This is a genomic window from Streptomyces roseifaciens (assembly GCF_001445655.1).
Taxonomy (GTDB): domain Bacteria; phylum Actinomycetota; class Actinomycetes; order Streptomycetales; family Streptomycetaceae; genus Streptomyces; species Streptomyces aureoversilis.
Genome location: NZ_LNBE01000002.1, coordinates 278,142 through 302,642 on the forward strand (window position 1 = coordinate 278,142; position 24,501 = coordinate 302,642).

Here is a 24,501-nt window from a genome sequence, read left to right on the forward strand (position 1 = left end):
GCGACCGCCGTGGGGCCGTGCCACCGGGGACCAACAGGGGATCGATTCGATGTGCGGGCCGGGCCGTCGGCGCCGCTCGCACGTGTCTTTGGAACCGGAGGGCCGCGCCGTGCGCGCCGCCGTCCTGGGGGGAGAATCCTATGGGTCGTTCGACCCGCCTTGCCGCAGCATGGACTGCGGCCGCCCTGCTCGCCGTCGCCGTTCCGGCCGGGGGCGCCCACGCCGCCGACCCGGCGCCGAGGATCGACCTGCGGGTCCTCGTCGTGGACGACGGCGGGCCCGCCACGGAGGCGATCCGGGCGGAGCTCGACGGCGCCGGCACGCCGTACACCGCGGTGAACCTGACGGACGGCGGGCGGCCGCGCATCGACGAGGCGTTCCTCAGCGACACCGTGGACGGCAGACCGCGGGCCAGATTCCAGGGCGTGGTGCTGCCGAACGAGAACCCCTTCGGGGCGGGCTCGCCGGAGATGGCCGCCCTGGCCTCCTTCGAGAAGCGCTTCGGCATCCGCCAGGTCGACGCCTACACGTACGCCGGCCCCCGGGTCGGGCTCAACAGCCCCCAGGACACCGGCTACAGCGGCCCCCTGGACGGCAGGACCGCCCAGGTGACGGCCGACGGCGCCACAGGACCCTTCGGCTACCTCAAGAAAAACGTTCCTTTCGAGGACAACGACCCCTCGGTCAACGAGAGCTACGGCTATCTCGCCGCGCCCCTCGCCCAGCAGGAACAGGGCGCGACCTACACCAGCTACCTCGACGCACCGATCCCCGGCGGCACCGCGCGCGGCTCGCTGATCGGCCAGTACACCCACGACGGCCGCAGCGAGCTGGTCGTCACCTTCATCGCCAACCAGTACCAGAGCCAGTTCCGCCTGGTCTCGCGCGGCATCGTGGAGTGGCTGACCCAGGGCATCCACCTGGGCGCCTCGCGCAATTACCTCGGCGTGCACGTCGACGACGTCTTCGCCTCCGACGACCGCTGGGACGTCAAGCGCAAGTGCACCCCCGGCGACGTCGACTGCCCCGGCAACCCCGCCCCCGACAGCCCGCCGATACGCATGACGGCCGCCGACGCGCAGTACGCCAAGCAGTGGGCGCAGAGCCACAACCTCCCGCTGGACCTGGCCTACAACGGCGTCGGCAGCGAGGAGTTCAAGGCGGAGCACGGCGGCACGTACGACCCGCTGCTCGACCAGCTCCGCACCGACCAGAAGTCCTTCCGCTGGATCAATCACACCTACACCCACGCCTTCCTCGGCTGCGTGCAGAACACCACCGTCGTGCCGTGGAAGTGCGCCACCGACCTGCTGGGCAACGTGCGCTGGGTCAGCCGCACCGCCATCAACGGCGAGATCGGCAACAACCTCAACTGGGCCGCCCGCCAAGGCCTCACCCTCGACAAGGACGAACTGGTCACCGGTGAGCACTCCGGCCTGAAGACCCTGCCCCAGCAGAACAAGGACAACCCCGAGCTCGCGCCGGCCCTCACGCAGAACGGCGTCGGCTGGGTCGCCAGCGACAACTCCCGCGAGCGCCAGCAGCGCCAGGTCGGCCCCGCGCTCACCGTGCCGCGCTACCCGATGAACGTCTACTACAACGTCGGCAAGGCCACCGAGCAGACCGACGAGTACAACTGGCTGTACACGAAGAAGGCCGACGGCGGCAGCGGCATCTGCGAGAACTCCACCACGACCACCTGTCTGAAGGCCCCACTGGACGTGAAGACCGGCTTCTCGTCCTACATCGTGCCCCTCGAGGCCCGCATCGCCATGGGCCACGTCCTCGCCAACGACCCGCGCCCGCACTTCATGCACCAGTCCAACCTCGCCGAGGAGCGGATCGGCTACACCGTCCTGGAGAAGGTCCTCTCCGACTACTCCGGCCTCTACGCCGACAACACCCCGCTGGTCAACCTCCGCATGCGGGACATCGGCACGGAGATGAGCAAGCGGGCCGCATGGGCCGCCGCCCTCTCCGCCGGCAAGGTCACCGCCTACCGCATCGGCAGCACCGTCACCGTCTCCGCACCCGCCGGCACACAGCTCTCCGCCACCCTGCCCGGCGGCACCGTCCGCAACGACACCCAGGCCGCCTTCGGCGACGCCTATGCAGGCCTGCGCTCCGGCTGGGCCGCCCCCGCCGCAGGCCAGGACCGGCTGGACCTCACCCTGCCCGCCGGCGCCACCCCGGCAGCCCGCGCACTGACCTCCGCCACCGCCGGCGCACAGCACCCGGCCGCGAAGGCACTCCCGGTCCCCGAGGGCGTCACCGCCCGCGTGCCCTACGGCCCCGGGGATGCCGCCGCCCGGCGCTGACCCGGACCGCCATCACTCCGTGCCGCACCACCCATGTACAGCCGACACTGGAGAGAACCGAGTTCTATGCACGGACCGCCTGCCGAAACGGCATCCGACACTCCCACGGTGACCCTGCTCACCGAGGGAACGTACCCGCACAGCCATGGCGGAGTGAGCGTGTGGTGCGACCAGCTCGTCCAGGGCATGCCCGACGTCGACTTCCGGGTCATCGCGGTCACCGGCACCGGCCGCGAACCGCTCGCCTGGGAACTGCCCGGCCACGTCCGGAAGGTGGAGAGCCACGCCCTGTGGGGACCTCCGCCCCCCGGCCGCGCCCCGCGCGGCCGGGACCTGCGGGCCTTCCTCACCGCCTACGAACAGTTCCTGCTGTCCCTCCTGGACCCGGACCAGGAGCCGCACTTCGCCCGGACCTTCTACCGCCTCGCCGACCACGCCGCCTCCGGCACCCTGTCGGCCGCCCTGCGCGGCGAGGCCGCCGCCCGCACCCTCGTCCGCGTCTGGAACCGGCCGCACCTGCACACCGCGGCCGCCCGCCCCACCCTGCACGACGCCCTGCTGGCCACCGACCTGCTGGAGCACGCGCTGCGCCCGCTCGCGGCCACCCCGCCCGCCCGAGGCGTCACCCACGCCGTCAGCGGAGGGCTCGCGACGCTGCCCGGCCTGGTCGCCCACCACCGGCACGGCACGCCCTTCCTCCTCACCGAGCACGGCATCTACCTGCGCGAGCGCTACCTGAGCTTCCGCGCCGAGTCCTACCGCTGGCCGGTCAAGGCCCTGATGCTGGGCCTGTTCCGGCTGCTCGCCGTGGAGAGCTACCGGTGCGCCTCCCTGGTCACCCCCGGCAACCGCTACAACCGGCGCTGGGAGGAACACGGCGGCACCCCGCCCGACCGCATACGCACCGTCTACAACGGCGTCGACCCCACGGCCTTCCCGCCCGCCGGGCCCGAGCCGGACGCCCCGACGCTCAGCTGGGCCGGGCGCGTCGACCCCATCAAGGGCCTGGAGACGCTCATCCGCGCCTTCGCGCTCGTCCGAGAGGAGATCCCCGAGGCCCGCCTGCGGCTCTTCGGCGGCACCCCGCGCGGCGGCGAGGGCTACCGCACCGCCTGCGAGAAGCTCGCCGCGGAACTCGGCGCCGGCGAAGCCGTCGTCTTCGAAGGGCGCGTCGACGACATCCGCGACGCCTACGCCGCCGGCAACGTCGTGATGCTCTCCAGCATCAGCGAAGGATTCCCCTTCACCCTCATCGAAGCCATGTCGTGCGGGCGGGCCACCGTCTCCACGGACGTCGGCGGCGTCCGCGAGGCCGTCGGCGACACCGGGTTCGTCGTACCGCCCCGCGACCCCGAGGCCATGGCCCGCGCCGCCCTCAAGCTCCTGCGCGACCCCGCGCAGCGCGCGGACATGGGGGAGCGGGCCCGGCTCCGGGTCATCGAACAGTTCACCCTCCGGCAGACCATCGACGCCTTCCGCGACATCTACCACGACCTCGCCGGCACCCGCCGGCCCGAGTCCGCCCTCGAACGGCCCCGGCGCAGGCAGGAGGCCCCGGCCCGGGCCCTCGCGGACGCCGAGAGACCCGTCATGGCCATGGCCGCGGGCGGTGCGGGATGAGCGGCTTACTCCGCCTCGTACCCGACGAGCCCGAGCCCGCCCACGAGCTGGCGGCCGCACCCGCAACGGTGCGGCCCCGGCCGCGGCCGAGCTGGGCCGCCGACCCCGTCGACGAACTCGCCCAGCAACTGGCCGAGGTGTGCGCCGCGGCCGTCCACCCCGACGAGATCGCGGCCGTCCTGGAGGCCGACGGCCTCACCGGCGAACAGATCACCGAACGCTACGGATGCGCCGACGCCTTCGAACTCGCAGCGGAGCTGTACGCGCGCGTGCCCCGCAGCCACCCCGAACCCGGACCCCGTCCGGACCCCTGGAAGGTGACCCCGGGCCGCTTCGTGCTGCGGGCCCTGGTGTTCACCCTCCCCGGCTTCGGCTACTCCCTCGCCGCGCCCCTGATGGCCGGCGCCAGGGACGGCTACGGCCTCCCCCTGGGCACGGCGGGCCTCGTCGCCTCCGCACTCGTGGCGTGGGCGTGGAACCAGGCCCTCGCCCACCGCGCCTACCTGCGCCTGGCGACGGGCGGGCGCAGCGCCGCGGCCCGCTGCCTGCAGTGGGGCGCCCCGCTCGGCGCCCTCCTGGCCGCGGCCGCGGCGGTGATCCCGCCCGGCCTGCCGGGAGTGGCCGCCTTCGCGGCCGGCCAGGCGCTCTACCTCGCCGCGGCGACGGTCCTGCTGGTGCTCGGCCGGGAGCGCCTGCTGCTCCTCACGCTCGCGCCCACCGCGGCCGGGGGAGCGGCACTCCTGGCCGTCCAGCCGCCCGACGCCCTCCGCATCGCCCTGCTCCTGGCCACCGCCGGGGGAGTGCTCGGCACGGCGGCCCACGAGGTCGTACGGGCCCGCCGCGAAGGGAAACCACCCGCACAGCCCGCCCTGTCGCCGCTCGCCTCCGTCCCGTACGGCCTGTTCGGCCTGGGCTGCGGCGTGCTGACGACCCTCGCCGCACTCGGCGACGTCCTGCGCCGCACCCCGGGCGCGACCACCGCCGGGGCCGCCGTCATCGCGCTCACCCTCAGCATGGGAGCCGCGGAATGGCTGCTCTACCGCTGCCGCGGCACGGCACTCGCGGCACTCGCCCGCTCCACCACCACGGCCGGCCTCAAGCTCGGCGCGGCCCGCGTGCTGGGCCTGTGCGTCGCCGCCTACCTCGCGGCCCTCGCCCTGCTCGGCCTGGCCACGGGCGCGCTGTGGCCGGACGGCCCGCCGGTCACCGCCGGACGGACCGCCTCCCTGCTCGCCCTGGGCGCCGTCCTGTGGACCGGGCTGCTCCTGCAGGCCTTCGGCGTCGCCTGGCTCCCGGCCCTGGTGTGCCTGGCCGCGGCCGGCGCCGAATCGGCCGCCGCCGCCCTGCGGATCTCCGCACCCGTCACGGCCCAGCTCCTCGTCTGTACGGCGGCGGCAGCCTGCCTGCTCGCCGCCGCCACCGCCCTGCTCAGCCGGATCACCACGCACCGCTGACGCACCGTTCGCTCCGTCCCCGCTCCACCGCGGCCGGATCCAGCCGCAACCGCTCACGCAAAAGGGAGACCGTCATGCCCGCATCCGCACCCGCACCCGTAGCCGTCACCGGCGCGGAGGGATTCATCGGCTCGCACCTGGTGGAAGCGCTCGTCGCCGCCGGACACCGCGTCCGCGCGATGGTGCAGTACAACTCCTTCTCCTCCTACGGGTGGCTGGAGACCCTGCCCGGCGAGGTGATGGACAACGTCGAGGTCGTCCTCGGCGACGTGCGCGACCCCGGCTCGGTCCACGGCCTGGTGTCCGGCACCGAGGCCGTCTACCACCTGGCCGCCCTCATCGCGATCCCCTACTCCTACCGCGCCCCGCACAGCTACGTGGAGACCAACGTCACCGGCACCCTCAACGTGCTGGAGGCCGTGCGCCACCTCGGCATCCCGCGCCTGGTCCACACCTCCACCAGCGAGACCTACGGCACCGCGCAGACCGTGCCCATCAGCGAGGACCACCCCATCAACACCCAGTCGCCGTACGCCGCCTCGAAGGCCGGCGGCGACCGCCTCGCGGACAGCTACCACGCCAGCTTCGACGTCCCCGTCGTCACGCTGCGCCCCTTCAACACCTTCGGCCCGCGCCAGTCCATGCGGGCCGTCATCCCCACCGTCATCGGCCAGGTCGCCGCGGGGGAGCGCACCATCACCCTCGGCGACCTGCGCCCCACCCGTGACTTCAGCTACGTCAAGGACACCGTCGCCGCCTTCCTCGCCGTCGGCACCGCCCCCGCCGGCGACGTCGTCGGACGCACCTTCAACTCCGGTACGGGCGAGGAGATCTCGGTCGGCGGCCTCGTCTCCCTCATCGGCAAGATCATGGACACCGAGCTGGAGGTCCGCGCCGACCAGGAGCGCATCCGGCCCGCCGCCTCGGAAGTCATGCGCCTGGTGTGCGACGCCGGCCGGCTGCGCGCCGCCACCGGATGGGCACCCGCCCACACCCTCGAGCAGGGGCTCGCCCAGACCGTCGCGTTCTTCCGCGACCCGCTGAACCTCGGCCGGTACAAGGCCGGCATCTACAACGTCTGACGCGACGGCACCGCCCCGACGTCACCCACGCAGAGAGGAACAGCACCCATGCATGTCGTCATTCTTGCCGGAGGCAAAGGCGTCCGGCTCCGCCCGTACACCACCGCCCTGCCCAAGCCCCTGGTGCCCATCGGCGAGGAGCACGCGATCCTGGAGATCGTGATGCGCCAGCTCGTCAACGCGGGGTTCACCAGCTGCACGCTGGCCATCGGCCACCTCGGGCACATCATCCGCGCCTATGTCGGCGACGGCTCCCAGTGGGGCATACGCGTCGACTACGCCACCGAGGAGAGCCCCCTCGGCACCATGGGGCCCCTCCTGACCATGCTCGACCGGCTGCCCGAGAACTTCCTCGCCATGAACGGCGACATCCTCACCGACCTCGACTTCGGTGATGTGTACCGTACGCACGTGGCCTCCGCGGCGCCGCTGACCATCGCGACCTACGCCCGCCAGGTGAGCATCGACTTCGGGGTGCTGACCACCGACTCCGGCAGAGTCGTCGGCTTCGCGGAGAAACCCAGGATGGACTACCGGGTCTCCATGGGCGTCTACGGCGTCTCGCGCGCCGCCCTCGCCCGCTACACCCCGGGACTGCCGCTGGGGTTCGACGAGCTGGTGCTGGACATGCTGGAGGCGAAGACCCCGCCGCGCGCCTACGAGTTCGACGGCTACTGGCTCGACATCGGCCGGCCGGACGACTACGACCGCGCCAACCGGGAGTTCTCCCTGCACCGCGACATGCTGATCAAGGGAGCGTGAACGGCAGGCATGCGCATCATCGTCCTGGGCGGCACCGGCTTCCTCGGCCGGCACGCCGCCGAGCGCCTGCGCGCCCTCCCGGGCGCGCAGGTGCTCGCCGCCGGCCGCTCGGCCGCCGCCGACGTCCCCGTCGACCTCGCCTCGGCGCAGGTGGACGCCCTCGCCGCCGCCCTGCGGCGCGCCGCGCCCGACGCCGTCGTCAACTGCGCGGGCGCGGTCGGCGGCAGCCCGGTGGGCCTCGCCGGCGTCAACGCCCTCGGTCCCGCCGTCCTGTGCGAGGCCCTGCGCGCGGCGGCGCCCCGGGCCCGCCTCGTCCACCTGGGCTCCGCCGCCGAGTACGGGCCCGCCGACCGGCCCCTCGCCGAGACCGACGCCGCGCGCCCGCTCGGCCTCTACGGGGCCGCCAAGCTGGCCGGCACCCTCGCCGTCACCGGCTCCGGCCTGGACGCCGCCGTCCTGCGGGTGTTCAACCCCGTGGGCCCCGGCGCGCCCGCCGCCTCCCTGCCCGGCCGCCTCGCCGGGCTCCTCCGCGACGCCGGGCGGGACGGCCGCATCAGGGTCGGCGACCTCTCCGCCCACCGCGACTTCGTCGACGCGCGCGACGTCGCCGACGCCGTCGCGCTCGCCGTCACCGCGCCCGGCCCCCTGCCGCCCGTCCTCAACATCGGCAGCGGCACCGCCCGCCCCGTCCGGGCCGTCGCCGACGGGCTCATCGCCTCGGCGGGCTTCCGCGGCCGGCTCGACGAGGACGGCGACGGCTCGCCCCGCTCCGCCGCCGTGCCCTGGCAGCAGGCCGACACCGCCCTGGCGGCGAAGGCCCTGGGCTGGACGCCGCGGCGCCCCCTCGCCACCTCCCTGACCGACCTGTGGGCCGAGACCCGCGACCGGGCCGGGGAGCACCCGCGGTGAGCCCGCCCGGCCACCGGCCGGACGGGCAGCGGCTGCTCGTCCCGCTCTACGTCCACCCGGACGCCGACCCCGCGGCGTGGGCCGCCCTCGAAGCGGCCGCGCCCCGGCTCCACGGCGTCGTCCTCAACGTCGCGGACGGGCCCGGAACCCGCCCCGACCCCGCCTTCGGGGCCGTGGCGGAACGCCTGCGCGGCGCCGGCGTACGGCTGCTCGGCTACGTCGACACCGACTACGGCCACCGGCCGCCGCGCGCGGTCGTCGGCGACATCCGCCGCCACCGCCGCTGGTACGGAGTCGACGGCGTCTTCCTCGACCAGACGGCCGCGCAGGCCGCGCACCTGCCCCACTACCGCCGGCTCGTCATGCTCGCCAGGGCGCTGGGCGCGCGGACGGCCGTCCTCAATCCCGGCACCCACCCCGACCCCGGCTACGCTCGCGTCGCCGACCTCCTCGTCACCTTCGAGGGCACCTGGGAGACCTACCGGAGGGCCGCCGTGCCTCCATGGACCGCCGACCACCCGCCGGCCCGCTTCTGCCACCTCGTCCACGGCGTGCCGACCGGGCACGCCGCCCAGGTGGCGCGCACCGCCGGGGACCGCGGCGCCGGGGTGCACTGCGCGGTGCCGGGCGAGGGCGCCAACCCGTGGCTCGCGGCGCCGTGGGTGAACGGCGAGCCGCCGGCGGGGGACGAGGGGCCGCTCCCCGCGGACGGGGCCGCGCTCCGGCGGAGGGCACGGTGAGGCTCACGCGCCGCCGCTCCTCCGCGGCCCTGCTCGCGCTCGTCCTGCTCGCCGGAGCGGCGGGCTGTTCGGCCACGGACGACGGCGACGGGCCGGACGGCGACGGCGACGACGGGCCCGCGCCCACGGCGTCCGGCGGATCCCCCCGCGCCGCCGGGAAGCACTGGCAGCCCCGCCCCGGCACCCGCTGGCAGTGGCAGCTCGACGGCAAGGCCGACACCTCCGCCGGCGTCCCCGTCTACGACATCGACGGCTTCGAGAACACGGCCCGTACGGTCGAGGAGCTGCACGACCGCGGCGCCAAGGTGATCTGCTACGTCAACGCCGGCGCCTGGGAGGACTTCCGCCCGGACCACAAGGCGTTCCCGCAGCGGCTGCTCGGCGAGCGGAACAAGGGCTGGAAGGGCGAGAAGTGGCTGGACATCCGCCGTCTCGACGTCCTGCGGCCGATCATGGCGGCCCGCTTCGACATGTGCCGGCAGAAGGGCTTCGACGCCGTCGAGCCGGACCTGACGGAGGGCTACCGCAACCGCACGGGCTTCCCGCTGTCCGCGGCCGACCAGCTCGCCTTCAACCGGATGCTGGCCGGGCTCGCCCACGAACGCGGCATGGCCGTCGGCCTGAAGAACGACCTGGACCAGATCCCCGCCCTCGTGGGCGACTTCGACTTCGCCGTGAACGAGCAGTGCGCCGAGTTCGAGGAGTGCGAGAAGCTGACGCCGTTCGTGAAGAGCGGCAAGGCCGTCTTCCACGTCGAGTACGCCCTGGAGCGGAAGGACTTCTGCCCCACGGCGCAGCGGCTAGGCCTCAGCTCGATGCGCAAGAGGCTCGAACTGGACGCCTGGCGCGAGCCGTGCGGGTGACCGGCGCCGCCGCCGCGCCGGTCACACCTCGCCGACGTACACCCACTGCCCGCCCTCACGGACGAAGCGGCTGTTCTCGTGCTGGAAGTCCGCGCGGCCGCCTGCCGTGTAGTGGGCGCGGAACTCCACGGTGCCCTCCTGGTGGAAGGCCGTGCCGTCCGTCGTCCCCAGGATCTCCAGCCGGGTCCACTCCATGACGGGGTCGAAGTCCAGCCCGTCCGGCCGGGCCGAGGAGTGCCAGGTACGCAGCAGGTAGGCGGCGTCGCGGACGGCGAACGCGCTGTAGCGCGAGCGCATCAGCCGTTCGGCCGTCGCGGCCGCCCGCTCGCCCGCGTGCAGGCTGCCGCAGCAGTCGCCGTAGGCCGCGTCGAGGCCGCAGGGGCAGGGGGAGGCGGCGGTGACGGCCGGCCGGGGCGCGTGGGGTCTGGTTCTTCTGGACACCCCACGATTGTGCCCGCTCCCCGGCCCGGCCCCGGCACCGGCTCAGCCGGCGGCGGGGACGTACGCCATCCCGTGCGCGCCCGCCTCGCCCTTCCGGCCGACCTCCAGCGTGGTGATCACGTCCATCCGCTCCAGGTCCACCACGGTCACCGTGCCGGACACGACGTTGGCCACGTAGCCCACCGCGCCGTCCGGCGAGGAGGTGATGGTCAGCGGGAACTTGCCGACCGGCACCCGGCCCACGACCTCGCCCCCGTCCGGCGCGAAGACGGTCAGCACCCCGTCCCGCTGGGCGCCGAGCGTCCCGCCCTCGCCCCAGTCCACCCGCAGCTCGCCCGCGAGGACCGCGCCCGTGGCCGTGGTGTGCACGGGGAAGACCACGCCCCCGGTCGGCAGCACGCGCACCACCTCGCCGGTGGCGGCGTCGATCACCCGGATGCCGGGCGGTGCGGCCGGGGCGGATGCGAAGTCGGCCTTGGGCGCGGCGACGTAGACGTACCTGCCGTCGGGGGAGACGTCCAGCCCCTCGCTGCCGGGGACGGCGACGCGCCCGGCGAACTCGTCCCGCTCCAGGTCCACGACGGAGACGAACGACGCCTCCTTGTTGGTGGACCAGCCGCGGCGGCCGTCCGGGGAGATCGCGAACCAGTGCGGGCCGTCGGCCATGACCGGGATCCGGCCGATGCGGCGGCGGGTGTCCGCGTCGAGGATCACGACGCCGCCCGGCTCGGTCGCGGTGGCCTCGACGCTGACGTACAGGCGGGAGCGCTCCCGGTCCAGGGCGAGGCCGTGCGGCGCGTGGTCCGGGGCGAGGTCGACGGTGTCGACGACCTTCCGGGCGTCGGCGTCGATGACGGTGATCTGCCGGGCGCGCCCCCGGTGGGCCTGGTAGTAGCCGTCGACGTACGTGCTCGCGCAGTACAGCAGGCGCCGGTCCGGGTCGAAGCACAACTCGTGCGGCTGCGCGGGCACTTCGACCACGTCGAGCTGCTCGTAGGTGCCGGCGTCGAAGAAGGTGACGGTGGGTCCGGACTGGCTCACGACGGCCAGCACGTCGGGGCGGGAATCCGCGTTCGTGTTCATGTCCGCATCCTCGGCCGCCCGTCCGGGGGCGTTCCAATGCCGGGCGGGCAAGGATGCCTTGCAGCGGGCGCATTCGCCCAGCTGACGGGGGTCGCGGGCCGCAACCGGCGTGGCGCGCGTCACGTCCGCGTCCCCTGGGTTGGGGCCCGTACGCGCCCTGTACGCGCCGGCCTGCGTCCCGCCGGGCGTTCCCCCCCTGGGCGTCGCCCTGCTGGCGGCGCGACCCCGCCGCCGGGATCATCTGAACCCCGAACGGTGCCCACGGGAGGAGTTCCCGCATGTCCGGTTCGTTGCGCCGCGTGCTCCGCCTGCCCCACCCGCTCCGCCCGCCCCGCGTCCGCCCGCCCCTGGTCGCGGCCCTGGCCGCGCTGACCCTGGTGCTGTGCGGGCTGCCCGCCTCCGCCGCGCCCGCGGCGGGCTACGACCACCGGAGATGCGGGAACACCTCCGGCCGGGTGCTGCTCACCCTCGACGACTGGCCCTACGACCACGTCGAACGGGCCGTCGAGACGGGCGCCTACCTCAAGGGGAAGGGGATCCGCGCGGCGTTCTTCCTCATCAACCAGTACGCCTCGCAGCAGCCCCGGGTCGCCGAGGCCCTCCGCCGCCAGGGGCACTGGGTGGGCAACCACACCTACTCCCACCCTCACTTGCCGAGGCTTCCGGAGGCGGATGCGCGCAAGGAGATCCGCGACGGCGTCAGGAGCACGCTGTTCCGTCCGCCGTTCGGGGACTACGGCCCCCGGGAGACACGGATCGCCGCGAGCCTGGGCTTCCGCGTGTGCACCTGGACCGTCGACACCTTCGACTGGGAGGATTCCGGCGGCCGCTTCCCCGACGTCGCCACGCTGCGGGCGAGGGTCCGCAACGCCCCCGCGGAGGACAAGCACGGGGGAGTGGTGCTCGGGCACCTCTTCACCAACTTCCCCGACGCCCTGCCGGGCATCGTCGACGACCTGCGGGCACAGGGTTACGCCCTGTGTCGCAACACCGGCCCCACCGGTCCGGTGATCAGGGACCCGCTGCGGTGCTGACGGCCGGGGTGTCGCCTTGAAGCCGACAATTCCTCACCTAATGTGAGGAACACTATGATCCGCACAATCGGCTGGAATGCCGCACCCGGCCCCCGGGCCGCTCCGCCGCACTCCTCCGGGCGGAAGGCGCCCCGGTGGACGCGGGCATGAGCGTGTCCGCCCGCCCGCTCCTGCGCCACGAGGGCGTGCCGCAGGCGGCCCGCCGCGCCCTGTGGGTGGTGGCGGCCGCCTGCCCCGGCTTCTACTTCTTCCGGTACGTCACCGGCGACTCCGTCATGGCCCTGTACGCCATGTTCGGGGCGCTGCCCCTCGTCATGTTCTGCCGCGTCCCCGGCCCGCCGCGGCAGCGGACCCGGATCCTGCTCGCCGCCCTGCCCGCCGGCTGGGTCCTCGTCACCGCCGGAACGCTCCTCGCCGTCAATCCCTGGGCGGCCGCCGGCGGCATGTTCGCCGTCGGCTTCCTCATCTCCTACTGCGGCGTCGGCGGCCCGCGCCTGACCGGCCTCGCCATGGCCTTCCAGCTCTTCTACGTGCTGCCCTGCTTCCCGCCCTACGAGCCCGGCACCCTGGACTCCCGGCTCACCGGCCTGACCGTCGGCATCCTGCTGGCCGTCCTGGCCGAGCGGTTCCTGTGGCCCGAGCCCGCCCCCGTCCCCTACCGCGCCGTCCTCGCCGAGGCGGTGGCGGCCGTGGCCGACTACGCCAGCGCCACCGCCTACCACCTCGAGGCCGGCGGCGGCGCGCCGGCCGAACGGGAGGCGGCCGACCGCGCGATGGCCGCAGCCCGCCTCTCCCGCGTGCCCGTCACCGAGCGCCCCGCCTCGCCCTCCGTGCAGGACCGGGCCCTCAACCACACCCGCGCGGCCGTCCGCCACGTGCGCGACCAGCTCGACCGCCTCGCCGACTGCCCCGGCCACCCCGCTGCCGGCCCCGCTGCCGTGTCCCTGCTCCGGCACACCGAACTCTCCCTGCGGTCCGTCGCCGGCGAGCTGCGCACCGGCACCCTGGACACCCGGCCCGACCCGCTGCCCGCGGCCCTCGCCGCCTTCGACGCCGTCCGCGTCGCCGAACTGCAGGAGGCCTCCACCGCCCGGCTGCGCCAGGACGCCGTCGCCCGGGGGGCCGCCGAAGGCACCCGGCTGGCCACCGAGGCCGCCCGCCTCGCGCTCGGCCAAGCGCAGCCGCCCGCCGTACCGCCGCCGCACCCCGGCGCGGACGTCCTCGCGTACGCGGACACGCCCGCGCACCTGCTGTGGTGGCGGCGCCTGCGGCTGCACCTGACCCCCCGCTCGGTCCACCTGCAGAACGCCCTGCGCCTGGCCACGGCGCTGGCCTGCGCACGGCTGCTCGTCGGCGCGTTCGACCTGTCCCACGGCTTCTGGGTGCTGCTCGCGACCCTCAGCCTCATGCGCACCTCGGCGGCCGACACCCGGGCGGCCCTGGCCCCGGCCTTCGCCGGCACGGTCGCGGGCGCCGCCGTCGCCGCCCTCATGCTCTACGCCGTCGGGGACCGGCCCCTCTTCTATGCCCTCGCCCTGCCCGTCGTCATCCTCGTCGGCTTCACCCTGGGGCCCCCGCTCGGGCCCGCCTGGACGCAGGCCGCCTTCACCCTCGCGTTCGTCCTCGTCTTCACCCAGATCTCCGGAGCCGACTGGCGGCTGTCCGAGGTGCGGCTCCTCGACGTCGCCGTCGGCGGCGCCGTCGGAGCCCTGGCCGGCCTCCTCGCCTGGCCGCGCGGCGGCCGCGGCGAACTCGCCCGCGACATGGCCGACTTCCTCGCCGAGGGCGCCGTCGCCTGCCGCGCCGTCACCGCCCTGCTGGGCGACGACCGGCTCCAGCGCGACCGCTCCCAGGGCGACCCGCTGCAGGCCGCGCGGCGCGCCATGCACCTCGCCGAGGCCTCCTTCGCCCAGTACTTGACGGAGCGCATGCGCCGCAACCGGCCCGAGCCGCACTGGGAGGCCGCCCTGGCCACCGGGCGCACCATCGTGCACGGCGCCGAGCTCTTGCTGATGACGCATCAGGAAGGGCTGCGCGAGCCCCTCCCGCCGGGACCCGCCGCCGCCCTGACCGGACTCGCCGGACAGGTGGCGCAGGAGGTGCTGCGCGCCGCGGACACGCTGCGCGGCTCCGGGCCGCGCGAGCCCCGTACGACCGTCTCCCGCTACCCGGCGGAGGACTCCGGCCCCCTGCGGCGGGCGGCCGACCGGCACGGCATCGGCGACGCCCACGTCCTGCTCGTCGTCGACGCCGAGGCCTGGCTCACCGGAGTGGCCCACGACGCGGTCCGCACCCGCTCGGCGCCGCCCCGGACGGAGGTGCCGGCCACACGCCGGGCGGGCCCGTCGAGGGCGCGGGTGCGGGGCGCGGGACCCGGCGGACTCACGCCCTGATCTGCGCCTGCGCCCCCGTGCCGGGTGCCGCCCCCTCGCCCCGGCCCGCCGGCCCGGGCCCGGCCTGCGCCAGCCGGTCCGCGACCTGCCGGGCCTGGCGGACCACGTTGCGCAGGTGGTTCGCGAACGGGATGCGGACGTGCGTACCGACCCCCACCACCCACACGTGCTCCGGCGGCGCGTCCGGCCCGCTCCGTACCCGCAGGTCCGCCTCCAGACGGCTGACGGCCGTGCCCCCGTCGGGCGCGCCGTCCACGGAGAGGGCGGTCCTCTCCCGGTCCCAGTACAGGAGGGGCGGGCCGAAGCCGGTCGCGTTGACGACGTGATCGAAGCGCTCCGGCGCCGCGCCCGGGCGCTCCACCCGCCACGCGCCGTCCTCGAAGGAGACGGACCGCGGGTAGGGGCGGACCATGCGCAGCGCCCCGGAGTCGAAGTGCGCGAGCAGGCGCCGGGCGTTGACGTGGGAGAGGGCGGTCGCGTACCGGCCGGTCATCCAGGCGAACTCCGCCGCCAGTTCCCGGAGGCGGCCCGGGGGCAGGGCGGGAGCCAGCGCGATGAGCTGCTCGATCAGGGGCACCATGACGTCCGGCCACGCGCACGCGCCCTCCTCTACGAGGGCGGTCTCCTCGCGCAGCCGCTGCACCGGATCGCAGGCGCGGGAGACCTGCCGGCGCAGGGGACGGCGGTCGCGCAGCCGGATCGCCTCCACCACGCACCGCACCAGCCGGTCCTCCAGGTAAGGGTCCGCGGGGTCGAGGCGGGAGATGCGCTCCAGCGGCGGGTACGGGCGCAGCGGCGCGGCCAGGGACTCGCGGACGGCGGGCAGCCGGCCCGACGGCGAGGTCAGGGTGGTGCGGTGGCCGTCGCGGCACAGCAGCAGCGCCGCGTCCGCCGCCGACTGGTGGCTGCCGAGGACGAGGACCCGCGAGCCCGGGCGCAGGCCCTCCCGGATCCGGGAGGCCGGGTAGGGGCTGTCGAGGTAGCGCGGGTGGCCGAGGAAGGCGGCGAAGCCGTCGGGGACGCGGGGGCGGTGGACGCCGGTGCAGACGACGACGTCGTCGGCGCGCAGCTCCTCGCCGGTGGAGAGCCGCACCCGGTGGCCGTCCGGGCCGCCGGCGCCGATGCTCTGCGCGCTCGCCCGTACGTGCTCGACGGTTACGCCGATCCGCGCGGCCTGCTCCCGGGCCCCGGCGGAGCGGTCGGCGCAGTACTCGGCCATCCGGGCGCGGGGGACGCAGTCCTTCGCGGTGCCCGTCCAGCCGTGCTCGCGAAGGTGAGCGACGAAGTCGCCGGGCCGGTCCGCCAGGAGCGAGTTCAGCTCGGCCGCGGTGTTGCACAGCAGCAGCGGGTCGTCGTCCCCGAAGGCCAGGCCCCAGCCGGCCGGGTGGGGGTCCACGACGCGCACGGAACGGACCGGCAGGGGCGGGCGGCGGGCGGCGAGCGCGCGGACCAGCTGCAGCAGCACGCTGGTCCCGGCGACCCCGCCGCCGACGATGACGACGTCCCGGCCGGTGATACGAGCGATGCGTCCCACGAGCACCGTCCTCCCCTCGGTCATCCCCCCGGGTCCGTAGAGCACCCTGCCCATCCGGCCCTCCCGCGGAACCCGCGCGGCCCGTGCAGACGCAAAGCCGCAGCCCGCGGCCCCGGGATGCGACCCGCCCGGTCGCCGGTTACGTTCCGCCTGTGGACCGAGTCTTCGCCGAACGCTCCTCCGAAGGGCCTCCCGGGCAGGCGCCGGCCGACCCCGCGCGCTGGGCGATGCTCGCCGTCCTGTGCTCCAGCCTCCTGCTCGTGGCGATGGACGCCACCATCCTCAACGTGGCGCTGCCCTCCCTCATCAAGGAGATGCAGCCCGACGCCCTCGAACAGCTCTGGATCATCGACATCTACGGCCTGGTCCTGGGCGGCCTGCTGATCACGGCGGGCGCGGTGGGGGACCGGCTGGGCCGGAAACTGCTGTTCACCACCGGGTTCACGGTCTTCGGCGCCGCCTCCGTGCTCGCCGCCACGGCCGGCACCACCGACAGCGTGCTGCAGCTGATCGCCGGCCGGATCCTCCTCGCGATCGGCGGGGCCATGGTGATGCCGTCGACGCTGTCCCTGATCCGCACCATCTTCACCGACGCCCACGAGCGCACCCTCGCGATCGGGATCTGGGCGGCCGTCGCCGGGGCGGGCGCCGCGATCGGGCCCCTGGTGGGCGGCCTGCTGGTGAACTCCTTCTCCTGGTCGGCGGCGTTCTGGGTCAACGTCCCCGTCGTCCTCGTCACCGTCGTGGCGGCCGTCCTGCTGCTGCCCGAGTACCGCAGCCCCTCCCACCACGACCTCGACCTCGTCGCGGCCGCGCTCTCCATCGCCGGGGTGATCCTCACCGCCTGGGGCATCAAGCACCTGGCGGGCGGCTTCCGCCCGGTGGACCTCGCCGCCCTGCTGGCCGGAATCGCCGCGCTGACCTGGTTCGCCCGCCGCCAGCTGCAGTCCGCGGACCCGCTGCTGGACGTCCGCCTCTTCGCGAGCCGCCCGTTCCTGGCCGCGGCCCTCGCCACCCTCACCGCCATGATGGCCATCGGCGCGGCCCTCTACCTGATCTCGCTGTGGCTGCAGTACGTCCGCGGCCACGACGCCCTGGCCGCCGGCCTGCGCACCCTGCCGGCGGCGATCGCCCTGCTCGCCTCCTCGCTCCTGACGCCGTGGCTGCTGCGCCGTACCGGCGTGCGCACCGTCCTGACGGCGGGTCTGGCGGCCCTGCTCTGCGGCTTCGTCCTCCTCGCGGCGGCGCCCCAGCCCCTGGAGTACGGCGCGGTGGCCGCCGCCCTGGTCACCTTCGGCATCGGCGACGGCATGGCGATCACCGCCTCCGCGGCCGTCATGGTCTCCGCCGTCCGCCCCGAGCGGGCCGGGCAGGCGGGCGCCGTCTCCGAGAGCGCCTACGAACTGGGCATCGGCTTCGGCGTCGCCCTGCTCGGCAGCATCCACACCACCCTCTTCCGCTCGGGCATGACGAACCTGCCCGGACGGGTACGGGGAGCGGCACGGGAGACCGCCCGGGAGTCGGTGGGCGGCGCCGACCACGTGGCCCGCGACCTCGGCTACACCACCGGCGCGGGCCGCTCGCTCCTCGCCGTGGCACGGACGGCCTTCAACGACGCGCTGAGAACCACGTCCCTGGTGTCGGTGGGCATCGTGGCGACGGCGGTCGTCCTGGCGGCGGTGCTCGTCCCGAAGGACTTCCGGGCGGACTCGGCGCACTGAGCATCGGGGCGCGGCGGCACGTCCCGCTGCCCGGCGTACAGCATCGGCCGCGGCGTGGGCCCGCTGTGCTCGCCCGGGCGGAAGATCAGGACCATCAGGCGTGAGCGGGGCGAGGCCAGGGGCTGGGCGCCGCACAGGGAGACCCAGCCCGGGCCCTTCAGCGCGTGGTGCAGGGGGCGCTCGTCGCCGTCGGGGTGGATGTGGGCCCGGCCGCCCGCCTCGTAGAGCGGGCCGACGGCCGGGTCGGCGAGGACGTCGGCCTCCAGCGCGGCGAGGGTCTCGTCGTGGGGGAGGGCGGCCACGGCTGCGCGGAGCTGGGGGAGGATCACCGGGACCCAGCGGTCGCGCCAGTCGGTCAGGACCGTGCGGGCCTCGGGGTCGAGGGCCATCCAGCGCATGGTGTTCTCCGGGACCTCGCCGCGCGGGAACATCTCGGCGAAGGCCTCGTTGTGGGCGAGGACCCGCCAGGACTGGTCGTTGATGTACGCCATGTGGGACATGCCGTCGACGACTTCCTGCCAGGCGCGGGGGACCTCCGTTCCCGAGCGCGGGTGCAGGGGGTAGGGCGGGTTGCGGTGCACCGCGTACAGCCACAGGGACGTCCACTCGTGCTCGGTGAAGGCGAGCAGCCGGGCGACGTCGCGCAGCAGGTCCTCGGGCGGGTTGGGGTGGGCGCCCGTCTCGAGCCGGTTGTAGGTGCCGTGGGTGCGGTGCAGCAGCTGGTCGACCTGGCTCTGGCTGAGCCCGGGGGCGCGCCGGCCCTGCCGGGAAGGACGGAGGAGGCCGTGGTCCTCCGGCGCGACGAGTGCCCGGCGTTCACGGAGCAGGGCCTGCAACGCTGCCTTGTCCACGCTGTTCTGTCCTCTGTCAAAGCCGGCCTTTTACCAGACCGGCGACTCCTGCGGAAGATGTTTTCCCGGGCTGATTTTTCCCATGAAAAGTCGGCCGCAGAAATGATCGCACCTCCGATGCATGATCGGGCCGCGGGTCGGCTGCGACGGGGGTGCAGCCGGCCTGTGCGTATTCCTGGGCATCTGTCCGCCGTTCCCGGGGTTCTGGGCCGAACGGGCGTCACCGTCCGTCACCTCCGCGCTGTCCGCGCCGGACCGCGTGTTCCTGCTGGTAGATCGGCAGGAAACGGGCGATGCGGAAGGAGCGGCCATGGACGAGCCTGCGGCACGGGTCTCGGCGCCGGCCCCGGCACCGGCCGGGGCGCCGGCCCCGGCTCCGCCCTCCGTCGCCGCGAGCGCCGCGCGGATCGCCGCGGCCTGTGCCGGGGCCGCCCCCGCCGCCGTGGCGCGGCTGAGCGGCGCCGAGCTGTCGCCCGGCTGGGCCGTGGCCGTCTTCGGCCTGGGGGTGCTCTGCTCCGCGCTCCTGCTGATGTGGGCCGCGGAGACGGCCCGCGTGGACATGGCCGGGGCGCTCGCCCTGGCCCTGCTGGCCTTCATCGCCGTGCTGCCCGAGTACGCCGTCGACCTCTACTTCGCCTACGCGGCCGGATCCGACCCCTCCTACGCCGCCTACGCGGCGGCCAACATGACCGGCGCGAACCGGCTGCTGGTGGGCGTCGGCTGGCCGCTCGTCGCGCTCGCCGCCGCCCTGGCGCTGCGCCGTCGCGGCGCGGCCCCGGGCGCGATCGTGCTGGAGCCGCACCGCCGCATCGACGTCGCCTTCCTCGCGGTGGCCGCCGTCTTCGCGTTCGTGATGCCGCTCACCCGCGAGATCGCCTGGTACGTGCCGGTGGTGCTCGTCCCCTGGTACGGCTACTACCTCTACCGGATCGCGAAGTGCGCCTCGGGCGAGATGGAGGAGCTCGTCGGCGTCCCGGCGCGGCTGGCCCTGCTGCCGCGGGCCGGGCGGCGCGCCGTGACGGCCGTGCTCTTCGCGGGCGCCGCGGCCGTGGTCTTCGCCTGTGCCGAGCCGTTCGCGCACGGGCTGGTGGAGGCGGGCGCCACGCTGGGCATCGACCGCTTCGTCCTGGTCCAGTGGCTCGCCCCGCTCGCGTCCGAGGCCCCGGAGCTGATCGTCGCCGTGGTCTTCGCCTGGCGCATGCGGGCGGGCGACGGGCTCGGCGCGCTGCTGTCCAGCAAGGTCAACCAGTGGACGCTGCTGGTGGGCTGCCTGCCCCTCGCCCACGCGCTCGGCGGGGGCGGGCCGAGCCTGCCGCTGGTGACCCGTCAGGTCGACGAGGTCGCCCTGACGGCCGCGCAGACCGTCCTGGCCGTCGTCGTCCTGCTGGACCTGCGCTTCGCCCGGTGGCAGGCCGCGGCCCTCTTCGTCCTCTTCGCGGTGCAGTTCGCGCTGCCGGGCGAATACGCCCGGGAGGTGCTGACCTACGTCTATCTGGGCCTGGCGGCCCTCCTGCTGACGACGCGGGTGCGCTACCTCCCGGACACCTGCCGGGCCCTGGGCGGGCGGATCGCGGGGGACCCGCACTTCTGACCTCCCGGACCGAGCCCCGGAATCCCGGCGCCGGCGTGCGGCTAGGGCTCGGAGATCAGCTCCGTCACCGCCTTCAGCCCGTCCGTGGCCAGCGCCCGGCGCTGCCGGTCCGCCCCGGTGCCCCGCCGCAGCAGGCGGCCGACCAGCGAGCTCACCTGCCGGGTGTCGCCCGACTCCTCCAGCGACCGCCCTATGTGGGCGAGGAGGCTGCGGACGACCTCGTCCGCGCCGTGGCGCCGGCCCGCTGGGTCCACGAGGACCCCGTCGAGCCCGTGCCGGGCGGCGTGCCAGTTCGCCGCGGCCAGCAGCTCCGGCAGGCAGGGCGTCGGGGGCCGCCCGGCCTTCTCGTCGCGGATGGCGGTGGCGACCAGCCCGCGGACGATGCCCGCGAACATGACGGCGTCGTCGGCGCGCAGCTGGACGTCCAGGCAGCGCACCTCGATCGTGGGATAGCGGTCCGACAGCCGCGCCTGCCAGTAGAGCTGGCCCCGGTCCTCGATCGCCCCGGCCGTCAACAGCGCCTGGATGCGGGCCTCGTAGTCCGCGAGGCCGTCGAAGTAGGGGGGCGGTCCGCTGACCGGCCAGCGGCTGTAGACCACGGTCCGCCAGCTGGAGAAGCCGGTGTCGAGGCCGTTCCACAGCGGGGAGTTGCCCGCCATGGCGACCAGGACCGGCAGCCAGGGCCGCACCCGGTTGAGGACCGCGACGCCCATCTCGCGGTCGGGGATGGCGACATGGACGTGCATCCCGTGGACGAACTGCTCGTCCACGAGCTGGGCGGCACGGATCCGCATCGCCAGGTAGCGCGGATTGCCGGTGACCGGGATGGGCTCGGGGCCCGTGCACGGCGCCGTACCGCAGGCGGCGATCCGGCAGCCGGACCGCTTGGCGGCGGAGCTCACCGCATGGCGCAGCCGCAGCAGGTGCCGGCTGGCCTCGGCGAGATCGGAGCAGACCGGAGTGGCGACTTCCACCTGGGCCTGCAACAGCTCCGCCTGAATCTCCCGCTCGTTCACGACCGGTTCCAGGTCGACCGCCGCCCGGACCTCGTCGGCCAGGGGTACCGGCAGTGCGGTGGCCGGGTCGAGCAGAAGATACTCCTCCTCGATCCCTAGGGTGAGCATGCCGTAGGGCTACCCTCGCGCTCCCGAAGCGAACCGCACGGAGCCCGCCGCCACGGCTTTCTGACGCAAAGACGCCCTACTGCCGCCCTGCCGCGGCCCCCGCGACCTCGCCTTTCGCGCACCGCCGGGATGACTCGAATCAGTTCTTCAACTCTCTTTTGACAAAGGGGAATACCGGTTGCTCGTGATGCCGGGTAACACCCCGGTTCCAGGGATCGCCGTGAAGTGAAGAAGTTCACAGAAGCACCTTTCGGCTCCGAATTCCGGCGGCCCGTGATGCAGGATCGTGCATCGAACAACAAGATCCCGTCACCGAGGCGGGCGACCCGGGCGGACGCCGAGTCCTGCCGCCGTACCGGGTGCGGAGCAGAAACGAATGGATCGGCAGGAGCGGGAGACCCGAGCACGGCGGACCACGATGGCGGTGGTCCTTGGGGTGAAGCCATTTCAGGTGGCCGGGCAACTTCGACAGCCCGAACCCGACAGGTCATCTTTCGCAGGCGGATGACGAAGGGTTTTGGCATGTCTGCGTTCCCTGGCATATCCACGCTCATGTCCCGCGCCGGTGCCGCTTCGGTGGTCACCGCGGCCACCGTGACCGCGTCGATGCTCCTCCCCGGAATGTCGGCCGAGGCGAGCGCGGCCACTCCGGGCGCCACCGCCCTGAAGGTCGCGGCCTCCAAGCAGGGCTCCCCCTACCAGTACGGCGCCGCCGGTCCCAACCGGTTCGACTGCTCGGGCCTCACGCTCTACTCGTTCAAGAAGGCCGGCAAGACCCTGCCGCGCACCGCGGCCGCGCAGTACAACAAGACCCGGCACGTCTCCGCCGGCTCCCGCCAGGCGGGCGACCTGGTCTTCTTCCACTCGGGAAGCAACGTCTACCACGTCGGGATCTACGCGGGTAGCAACAAGATCTGGCACTCGCCCAAGCCGGGCGCGAAGGTCCGGCTGGAGAAGATCTGGTCCGGCAGCGTCTGGTACGGCCGGGTCAACTGACCGGGCGGTCCGGCCCGGTACGGGCCGGACGACGACGGCCGACCGGGCCGGGGCGACCCACCCCGGCCCGGATACCTCCGGGGACCCCGCGAAAGGGGCTCCCCGGAGGAGCGCGTCACTGCACGGCGTCAGGCCGGCGCCTGCCCGCCTCAGGGCAGCTGGGCCCCGTACGCCTGCAGCGCCGCCGGTACGGGCTGGAAGAACGTCTCTCCGCCGCCGGAGCAGTCGCCGCTGCCGCCCGAGGTGAGGCCGAGGGCGGTGGCACCGTCGAAGAGGGCGCCGCCGCTGTCGCCGGGTTCGGCGCAGACCGAGGTGCCGATCATGCCCTCGACCGCCCCCTCCTCGTAGTTGACGGTCACGTCGAGCGCGGTGACCTCGCCGCCGTGGACCCGGGTGGTGCTGCCGCTGCGCTGCACCTTCTCGCCGACGACGGCTTCCCCGGCCTTGCCGATGTTCTGCGTGCCGCCGTTGTAGAGGTCCACCGCGCTCGGGTGGGCGATGGTGGACGTGTAGCGGACGAGCGCGTAGTCGTGGCCGGGGAAGGACGAGCTCTCGACCACGCCGATCTGGGCGCCGCCCTGGGTCGCGGACCACGTCCGCGAGGCGTTGCCGCAGTGCCCGGCCGTGAGGAAGTACGGCTTGCCGCCCTTGGTGACGTTGAAGCCCAGCGAGCAGCGCACGCCGCTGCCCCAGATCGCGTCGCCGCCCGCGATGAGGGGACGGAACTTCCCTGCCGTTCTCTTGACCGCGACCTTGTCGCCGAGTTGTGCGACGGCCTTGTCGAGCCGGTCCTGCCGGGCGCCCGTGACCGTGCTGTCGGCGGTGACGACGACCTTGTTGGTGCGGGGGTCCACCGACCAGGCCGTGCCCGGAACGGCCGCCTCCGCCTTCAGTGTCCGCAGGGCCGAGGCGAGCTCGGCGGCCGAGTGGCGCACGGTCCTCGGTTCGGCGCCGGCGGCCCGTACCCTGGCCGCCGCATCCTGGTCGAGGACGCCGACGACGAGCCTGCCGGTCCCGGCGTCGTAGTACGAACCGGCCGAGTCCGCGCCGAGGTCGGCGGATATCCGCTGGGCCAGCTCCGCGGCCTGCGGCGAGGAGAGCTGACGGGGCGCCGGCGAGGACGCGTGCGCGGCGGGGAGCGTCAGTGCCGCGGCCGTCAGGGCGACCATCACCGCGCCGGCGCCGGCCGTACGGCGCGTGGAGATGCGGGAACGTTTCACTCGTGACCTCCTGTGGGGGAGTGCCCGGCGGCACGGTGGTGCCCGGGCGTGGAGGACGTGCGGGTGCGATGCGCGTGCGTGACGCACGTGCGCGACCCGTGTGCGTGACGCGTAGGTGATGCGCATCGGTGAGGACACGGTGCACGACAGGCCGATGAGATCGTCGCGTCCATGTCAAGAACGGGATACGGGCGAGTATCCCGATGAGGCAAGCGGAAGTTCAAGAGCGACATTCGGTCGTGCGAAGGGTGCCGGCCGCAGTCCCCCGGCGGCTCAGCGGCACCGGAAGCCGTCCCCCTGAACGGGAGTGACGGGCGTGGACGGCCGCCGGGCGGTGACCGGACGGCTCGGGGCGCGCCTGTCCGGTATTCGCTCCTTGCGGTTCGCCCATGGAGCGGCGCCGGTGCGTTCTTTGCTCAGTCTTAACGACCGGGGCGCCGCAAAGGGAAGGCCGGGTCCCGCCGTTCGCACGGCGGGACCCGGCCCGGCCTCGCGGTTACTGCGCCCCCGTCGTGTGGGTCGGGCGGATCGGGCCGCTGCCGCCCGGGCTCTGCGGCGCGGTGCCCTCCACGTGCTCGACCGGCTTGTCCAGCTCGGACGCGAGCGCCTCCTCGGACGGCGTGGCGGGCTGCTCGGCGGGGGCCCCGGCCTGCTCGGTGCTCTTGGGGTCCTCAGCGGTCATATCGAAAACTCCTGTGTCAGGCGCGCTGTGATGCGCATGGAACAACTGTGCCTGCAGTATGTAACGGCGCCATCAACGGACGA

The 24,501-nt window shown here is 74.4% G+C and carries 19 protein-coding genes, 1 pseudogene and 1 riboswitch; of the genes and pseudogenes, 13 read left to right on the forward strand and 7 right to left on the reverse strand.

All coding sequences use genetic code 11. The features are described 5' to 3' along the window. Positions 1–140 precede the first annotated feature (140 nt). From AS857_RS03070 to AS857_RS03105, 8 genes are all read left to right on the forward strand, one after another. Complete coding sequence (locus AS857_RS03070; RefSeq protein WP_058041537.1) at positions 141–2,318, forward strand: hypothetical protein; 2,178 nt, start codon at positions 141–143, stop codon at positions 2,316–2,318. A gap of 66 nt (positions 2,319–2,384) precedes the next feature. Then, a complete protein-coding gene (gene pelF / locus AS857_RS03075; RefSeq protein WP_079110019.1) occupies positions 2,385–3,938 on the forward strand; it encodes a GT4 family glycosyltransferase PelF in 1,554 nt (517 codons plus the stop codon). Further along, a complete protein-coding gene (locus AS857_RS03080) occupies positions 3,935–5,392 on the forward strand; it encodes a hypothetical protein (RefSeq protein ID WP_058041538.1) in 1,458 nt (485 codons plus the stop codon). The genes pelF and AS857_RS03080 overlap by 4 nt, the downstream gene beginning before the upstream one ends. A 74-nt stretch (positions 5,393–5,466) precedes the next feature. Then, positions 5,467–6,474, forward strand: a complete 1,008-nt coding sequence (locus AS857_RS03085) for a GDP-mannose 4,6-dehydratase (protein ID WP_058041539.1) — start codon at positions 5,467–5,469, stop codon at positions 6,472–6,474. Positions 6,475–6,522: 48 nt separating this feature from the next. Next, positions 6,523–7,236 (forward strand): nucleotidyltransferase family protein, encoded by a 714-nt coding sequence (locus tag AS857_RS03090; RefSeq protein WP_058041540.1) that lies wholly within the window; start codon positions 6,523–6,525, stop codon positions 7,234–7,236. Positions 7,237–7,245: 9 nt separating this feature from the next. Then, entirely contained in the window at positions 7,246–8,145 is a 900-nt protein-coding gene (locus AS857_RS03095; protein WP_058041541.1) for an NAD-dependent epimerase/dehydratase family protein, read from the forward strand. Continuing rightward, positions 8,142–8,885: a spherulation-specific family 4 protein gene (locus tag AS857_RS03100; RefSeq protein WP_058041542.1), complete on the forward strand. Its 744-nt coding sequence runs from the start codon at positions 8,142–8,144 to the stop codon at positions 8,883–8,885. Before AS857_RS03095 ends, AS857_RS03100 begins: the two co-directional genes overlap by 4 nt. Continuing rightward, positions 8,882–9,748 (forward strand): endo alpha-1,4 polygalactosaminidase, encoded by an 867-nt coding sequence (locus AS857_RS03105; protein ID WP_058041543.1) that lies wholly within the window; start codon positions 8,882–8,884, stop codon positions 9,746–9,748. The genes AS857_RS03100 and AS857_RS03105 overlap by 4 nt, the downstream gene beginning before the upstream one ends. 21 nt (positions 9,749–9,769) lie before the next feature. Here AS857_RS03105 and AS857_RS03110 read toward each other — a convergent pair whose 3' ends face one another. Both AS857_RS03110 and AS857_RS03115 read right to left on the reverse strand, forming a co-directional pair. Further along, positions 9,770–10,189, reverse strand: a complete 420-nt coding sequence (locus AS857_RS03110) for a YchJ family protein (protein WP_058041544.1) — start codon at positions 10,187–10,189, stop codon at positions 9,770–9,772. Positions 10,190–10,231: 42 nt separating this feature from the next. Beyond that, positions 10,232–11,272 carry a YncE family protein gene (locus tag AS857_RS03115; RefSeq protein ID WP_058041545.1) on the reverse strand — a complete coding sequence of 347 codons (1,041 nt, stop codon included), beginning with the start codon at positions 11,270–11,272 and terminating at the stop codon, positions 10,232–10,234. Between the two features lie 278 nt (positions 11,273–11,550). On the opposite strand from AS857_RS03115, the gene AS857_RS03120 reads away from it, so the two are divergent. Both AS857_RS03120 and AS857_RS03125 read left to right on the forward strand, forming a co-directional pair. After that, positions 11,551–12,306 (forward strand): polysaccharide deacetylase family protein, encoded by a 756-nt coding sequence (locus AS857_RS03120; protein ID WP_058041546.1) that lies wholly within the window; start codon positions 11,551–11,553, stop codon positions 12,304–12,306. 146 nt (positions 12,307–12,452) lie between these two features. Then, complete coding sequence (locus tag AS857_RS03125) at positions 12,453–14,699, forward strand: FUSC family protein (RefSeq protein ID WP_144440703.1); 2,247 nt, start codon at positions 12,453–12,455, stop codon at positions 14,697–14,699. On the opposite strand, the gene AS857_RS03130 is transcribed toward AS857_RS03125, so the two are convergent. Continuing rightward, positions 14,689–16,233 carry an FAD/NAD(P)-binding protein gene (locus tag AS857_RS03130; RefSeq protein ID WP_160330173.1) on the reverse strand — a complete coding sequence of 515 codons (1,545 nt, stop codon included), beginning with the start codon at positions 16,231–16,233 and terminating at the stop codon, positions 14,689–14,691. The two genes, AS857_RS03125 and AS857_RS03130, sit on opposite strands and share 11 nt — an antisense overlap. Before the next feature lie 152 nt (positions 16,234–16,385). Between AS857_RS03130 and AS857_RS03135 the strand changes: the two genes are divergently transcribed. Beyond that, entirely contained in the window at positions 16,386–17,954 is a 1,569-nt protein-coding gene (locus AS857_RS03135; RefSeq protein WP_245699562.1) for an MFS transporter, read from the forward strand. Positions 17,955–18,181: 227 nt separating this feature from the next. Here AS857_RS03135 and AS857_RS37115 read toward each other — a convergent pair. Next, positions 18,182–18,805, reverse strand: a pseudogene (locus AS857_RS37115) (MmyB family transcriptional regulator); the annotation flags it as partial. 310 nt (positions 18,806–19,115) lie between these two features. Here AS857_RS37115 and AS857_RS03145 point away from each other — a divergent pair. Then, positions 19,116–20,396 carry a sodium/calcium exchanger protein gene (locus AS857_RS03145; RefSeq protein ID WP_079110109.1) on the forward strand — a complete coding sequence of 427 codons (1,281 nt, stop codon included), beginning with the start codon at positions 19,116–19,118 and terminating at the stop codon, positions 20,394–20,396. A gap of 41 nt (positions 20,397–20,437) precedes the next feature. Here the strand turns inward: AS857_RS03145 and AS857_RS03150 are convergent, their stop codons facing one another. Next, entirely contained in the window at positions 20,438–21,520 is a 1,083-nt protein-coding gene (locus tag AS857_RS03150; RefSeq protein WP_058041550.1) for a carboxylate-amine ligase, read from the reverse strand. 355 nt (positions 21,521–21,875) lie between these two features. Further along, positions 21,876–22,038, forward strand: a riboswitch (cyclic di-AMP (ydaO/yuaA leader). Positions 22,039–22,042: 4 nt separating this feature from the next. On the opposite strand from AS857_RS03150, the gene AS857_RS03155 reads away from it, so the two are divergent. Further along, positions 22,043–22,516: a C40 family peptidase gene (locus AS857_RS03155; RefSeq protein ID WP_058041551.1), complete on the forward strand. Its 474-nt coding sequence runs from the start codon at positions 22,043–22,045 to the stop codon at positions 22,514–22,516. Positions 22,517–22,665: 149 nt separating this feature from the next. Here AS857_RS03155 and AS857_RS03160 read toward each other — a convergent pair whose 3' ends face one another. Beyond that, positions 22,666–23,736 carry a S1 family peptidase gene (locus AS857_RS03160; RefSeq protein WP_058041552.1) on the reverse strand — a complete coding sequence of 357 codons (1,071 nt, stop codon included), beginning with the start codon at positions 23,734–23,736 and terminating at the stop codon, positions 22,666–22,668. 496 nt (positions 23,737–24,232) lie between these two features. Then, entirely contained in the window at positions 24,233–24,418 is a 186-nt protein-coding gene (locus tag AS857_RS03165) for a hypothetical protein (RefSeq protein WP_058041553.1), read from the reverse strand. Between the last annotated feature and the right edge of the window lie 83 nt (positions 24,419–24,501).

Coding starts and splice junctions, on each gene's coding strand:
- AS857_RS03070 (WP_058041537.1), top strand. CDS start 141: ATGGGTCGTTCGACCCGCCTTGCCGCAGCATGGACTGCGGCCGCCCTG.
- pelF (WP_079110019.1), top strand. CDS start 2,385: ATGCACGGACCGCCTGCCGAAACGGCATCCGACACTCCCACGGTGACC.
- AS857_RS03080 (WP_058041538.1), top strand. CDS start 3,935: ATGAGCGGCTTACTCCGCCTCGTACCCGACGAGCCCGAGCCCGCCCAC.
- AS857_RS03085 (WP_058041539.1), top strand. CDS start 5,467: ATGCCCGCATCCGCACCCGCACCCGTAGCCGTCACCGGCGCGGAGGGA.
- AS857_RS03090 (WP_058041540.1), top strand. CDS start 6,523: ATGCATGTCGTCATTCTTGCCGGAGGCAAAGGCGTCCGGCTCCGCCCG.
- AS857_RS03095 (WP_058041541.1), top strand. CDS start 7,246: ATGCGCATCATCGTCCTGGGCGGCACCGGCTTCCTCGGCCGGCACGCC.
- AS857_RS03115 (WP_058041545.1), bottom strand. CDS start 11,272: ATGAACACGAACGCGGATTCCCGCCCCGACGTGCTGGCCGTCGTGAGC.
- AS857_RS03120 (WP_058041546.1), top strand. CDS start 11,551: ATGTCCGGTTCGTTGCGCCGCGTGCTCCGCCTGCCCCACCCGCTCCGC.
- AS857_RS03125 (WP_144440703.1), top strand. CDS start 12,453: ATGAGCGTGTCCGCCCGCCCGCTCCTGCGCCACGAGGGCGTGCCGCAG.
- AS857_RS03145 (WP_079110109.1), top strand. CDS start 19,116: ATGGACGAGCCTGCGGCACGGGTCTCGGCGCCGGCCCCGGCACCGGCC.
- AS857_RS03150 (WP_058041550.1), bottom strand. CDS start 21,520: ATGCTCACCCTAGGGATCGAGGAGGAGTATCTTCTGCTCGACCCGGCC.
- AS857_RS03155 (WP_058041551.1), top strand. CDS start 22,043: ATGTCTGCGTTCCCTGGCATATCCACGCTCATGTCCCGCGCCGGTGCC.
- AS857_RS03165 (WP_058041553.1), bottom strand. CDS start 24,418: ATGACCGCTGAGGACCCCAAGAGCACCGAGCAGGCCGGGGCCCCCGCC.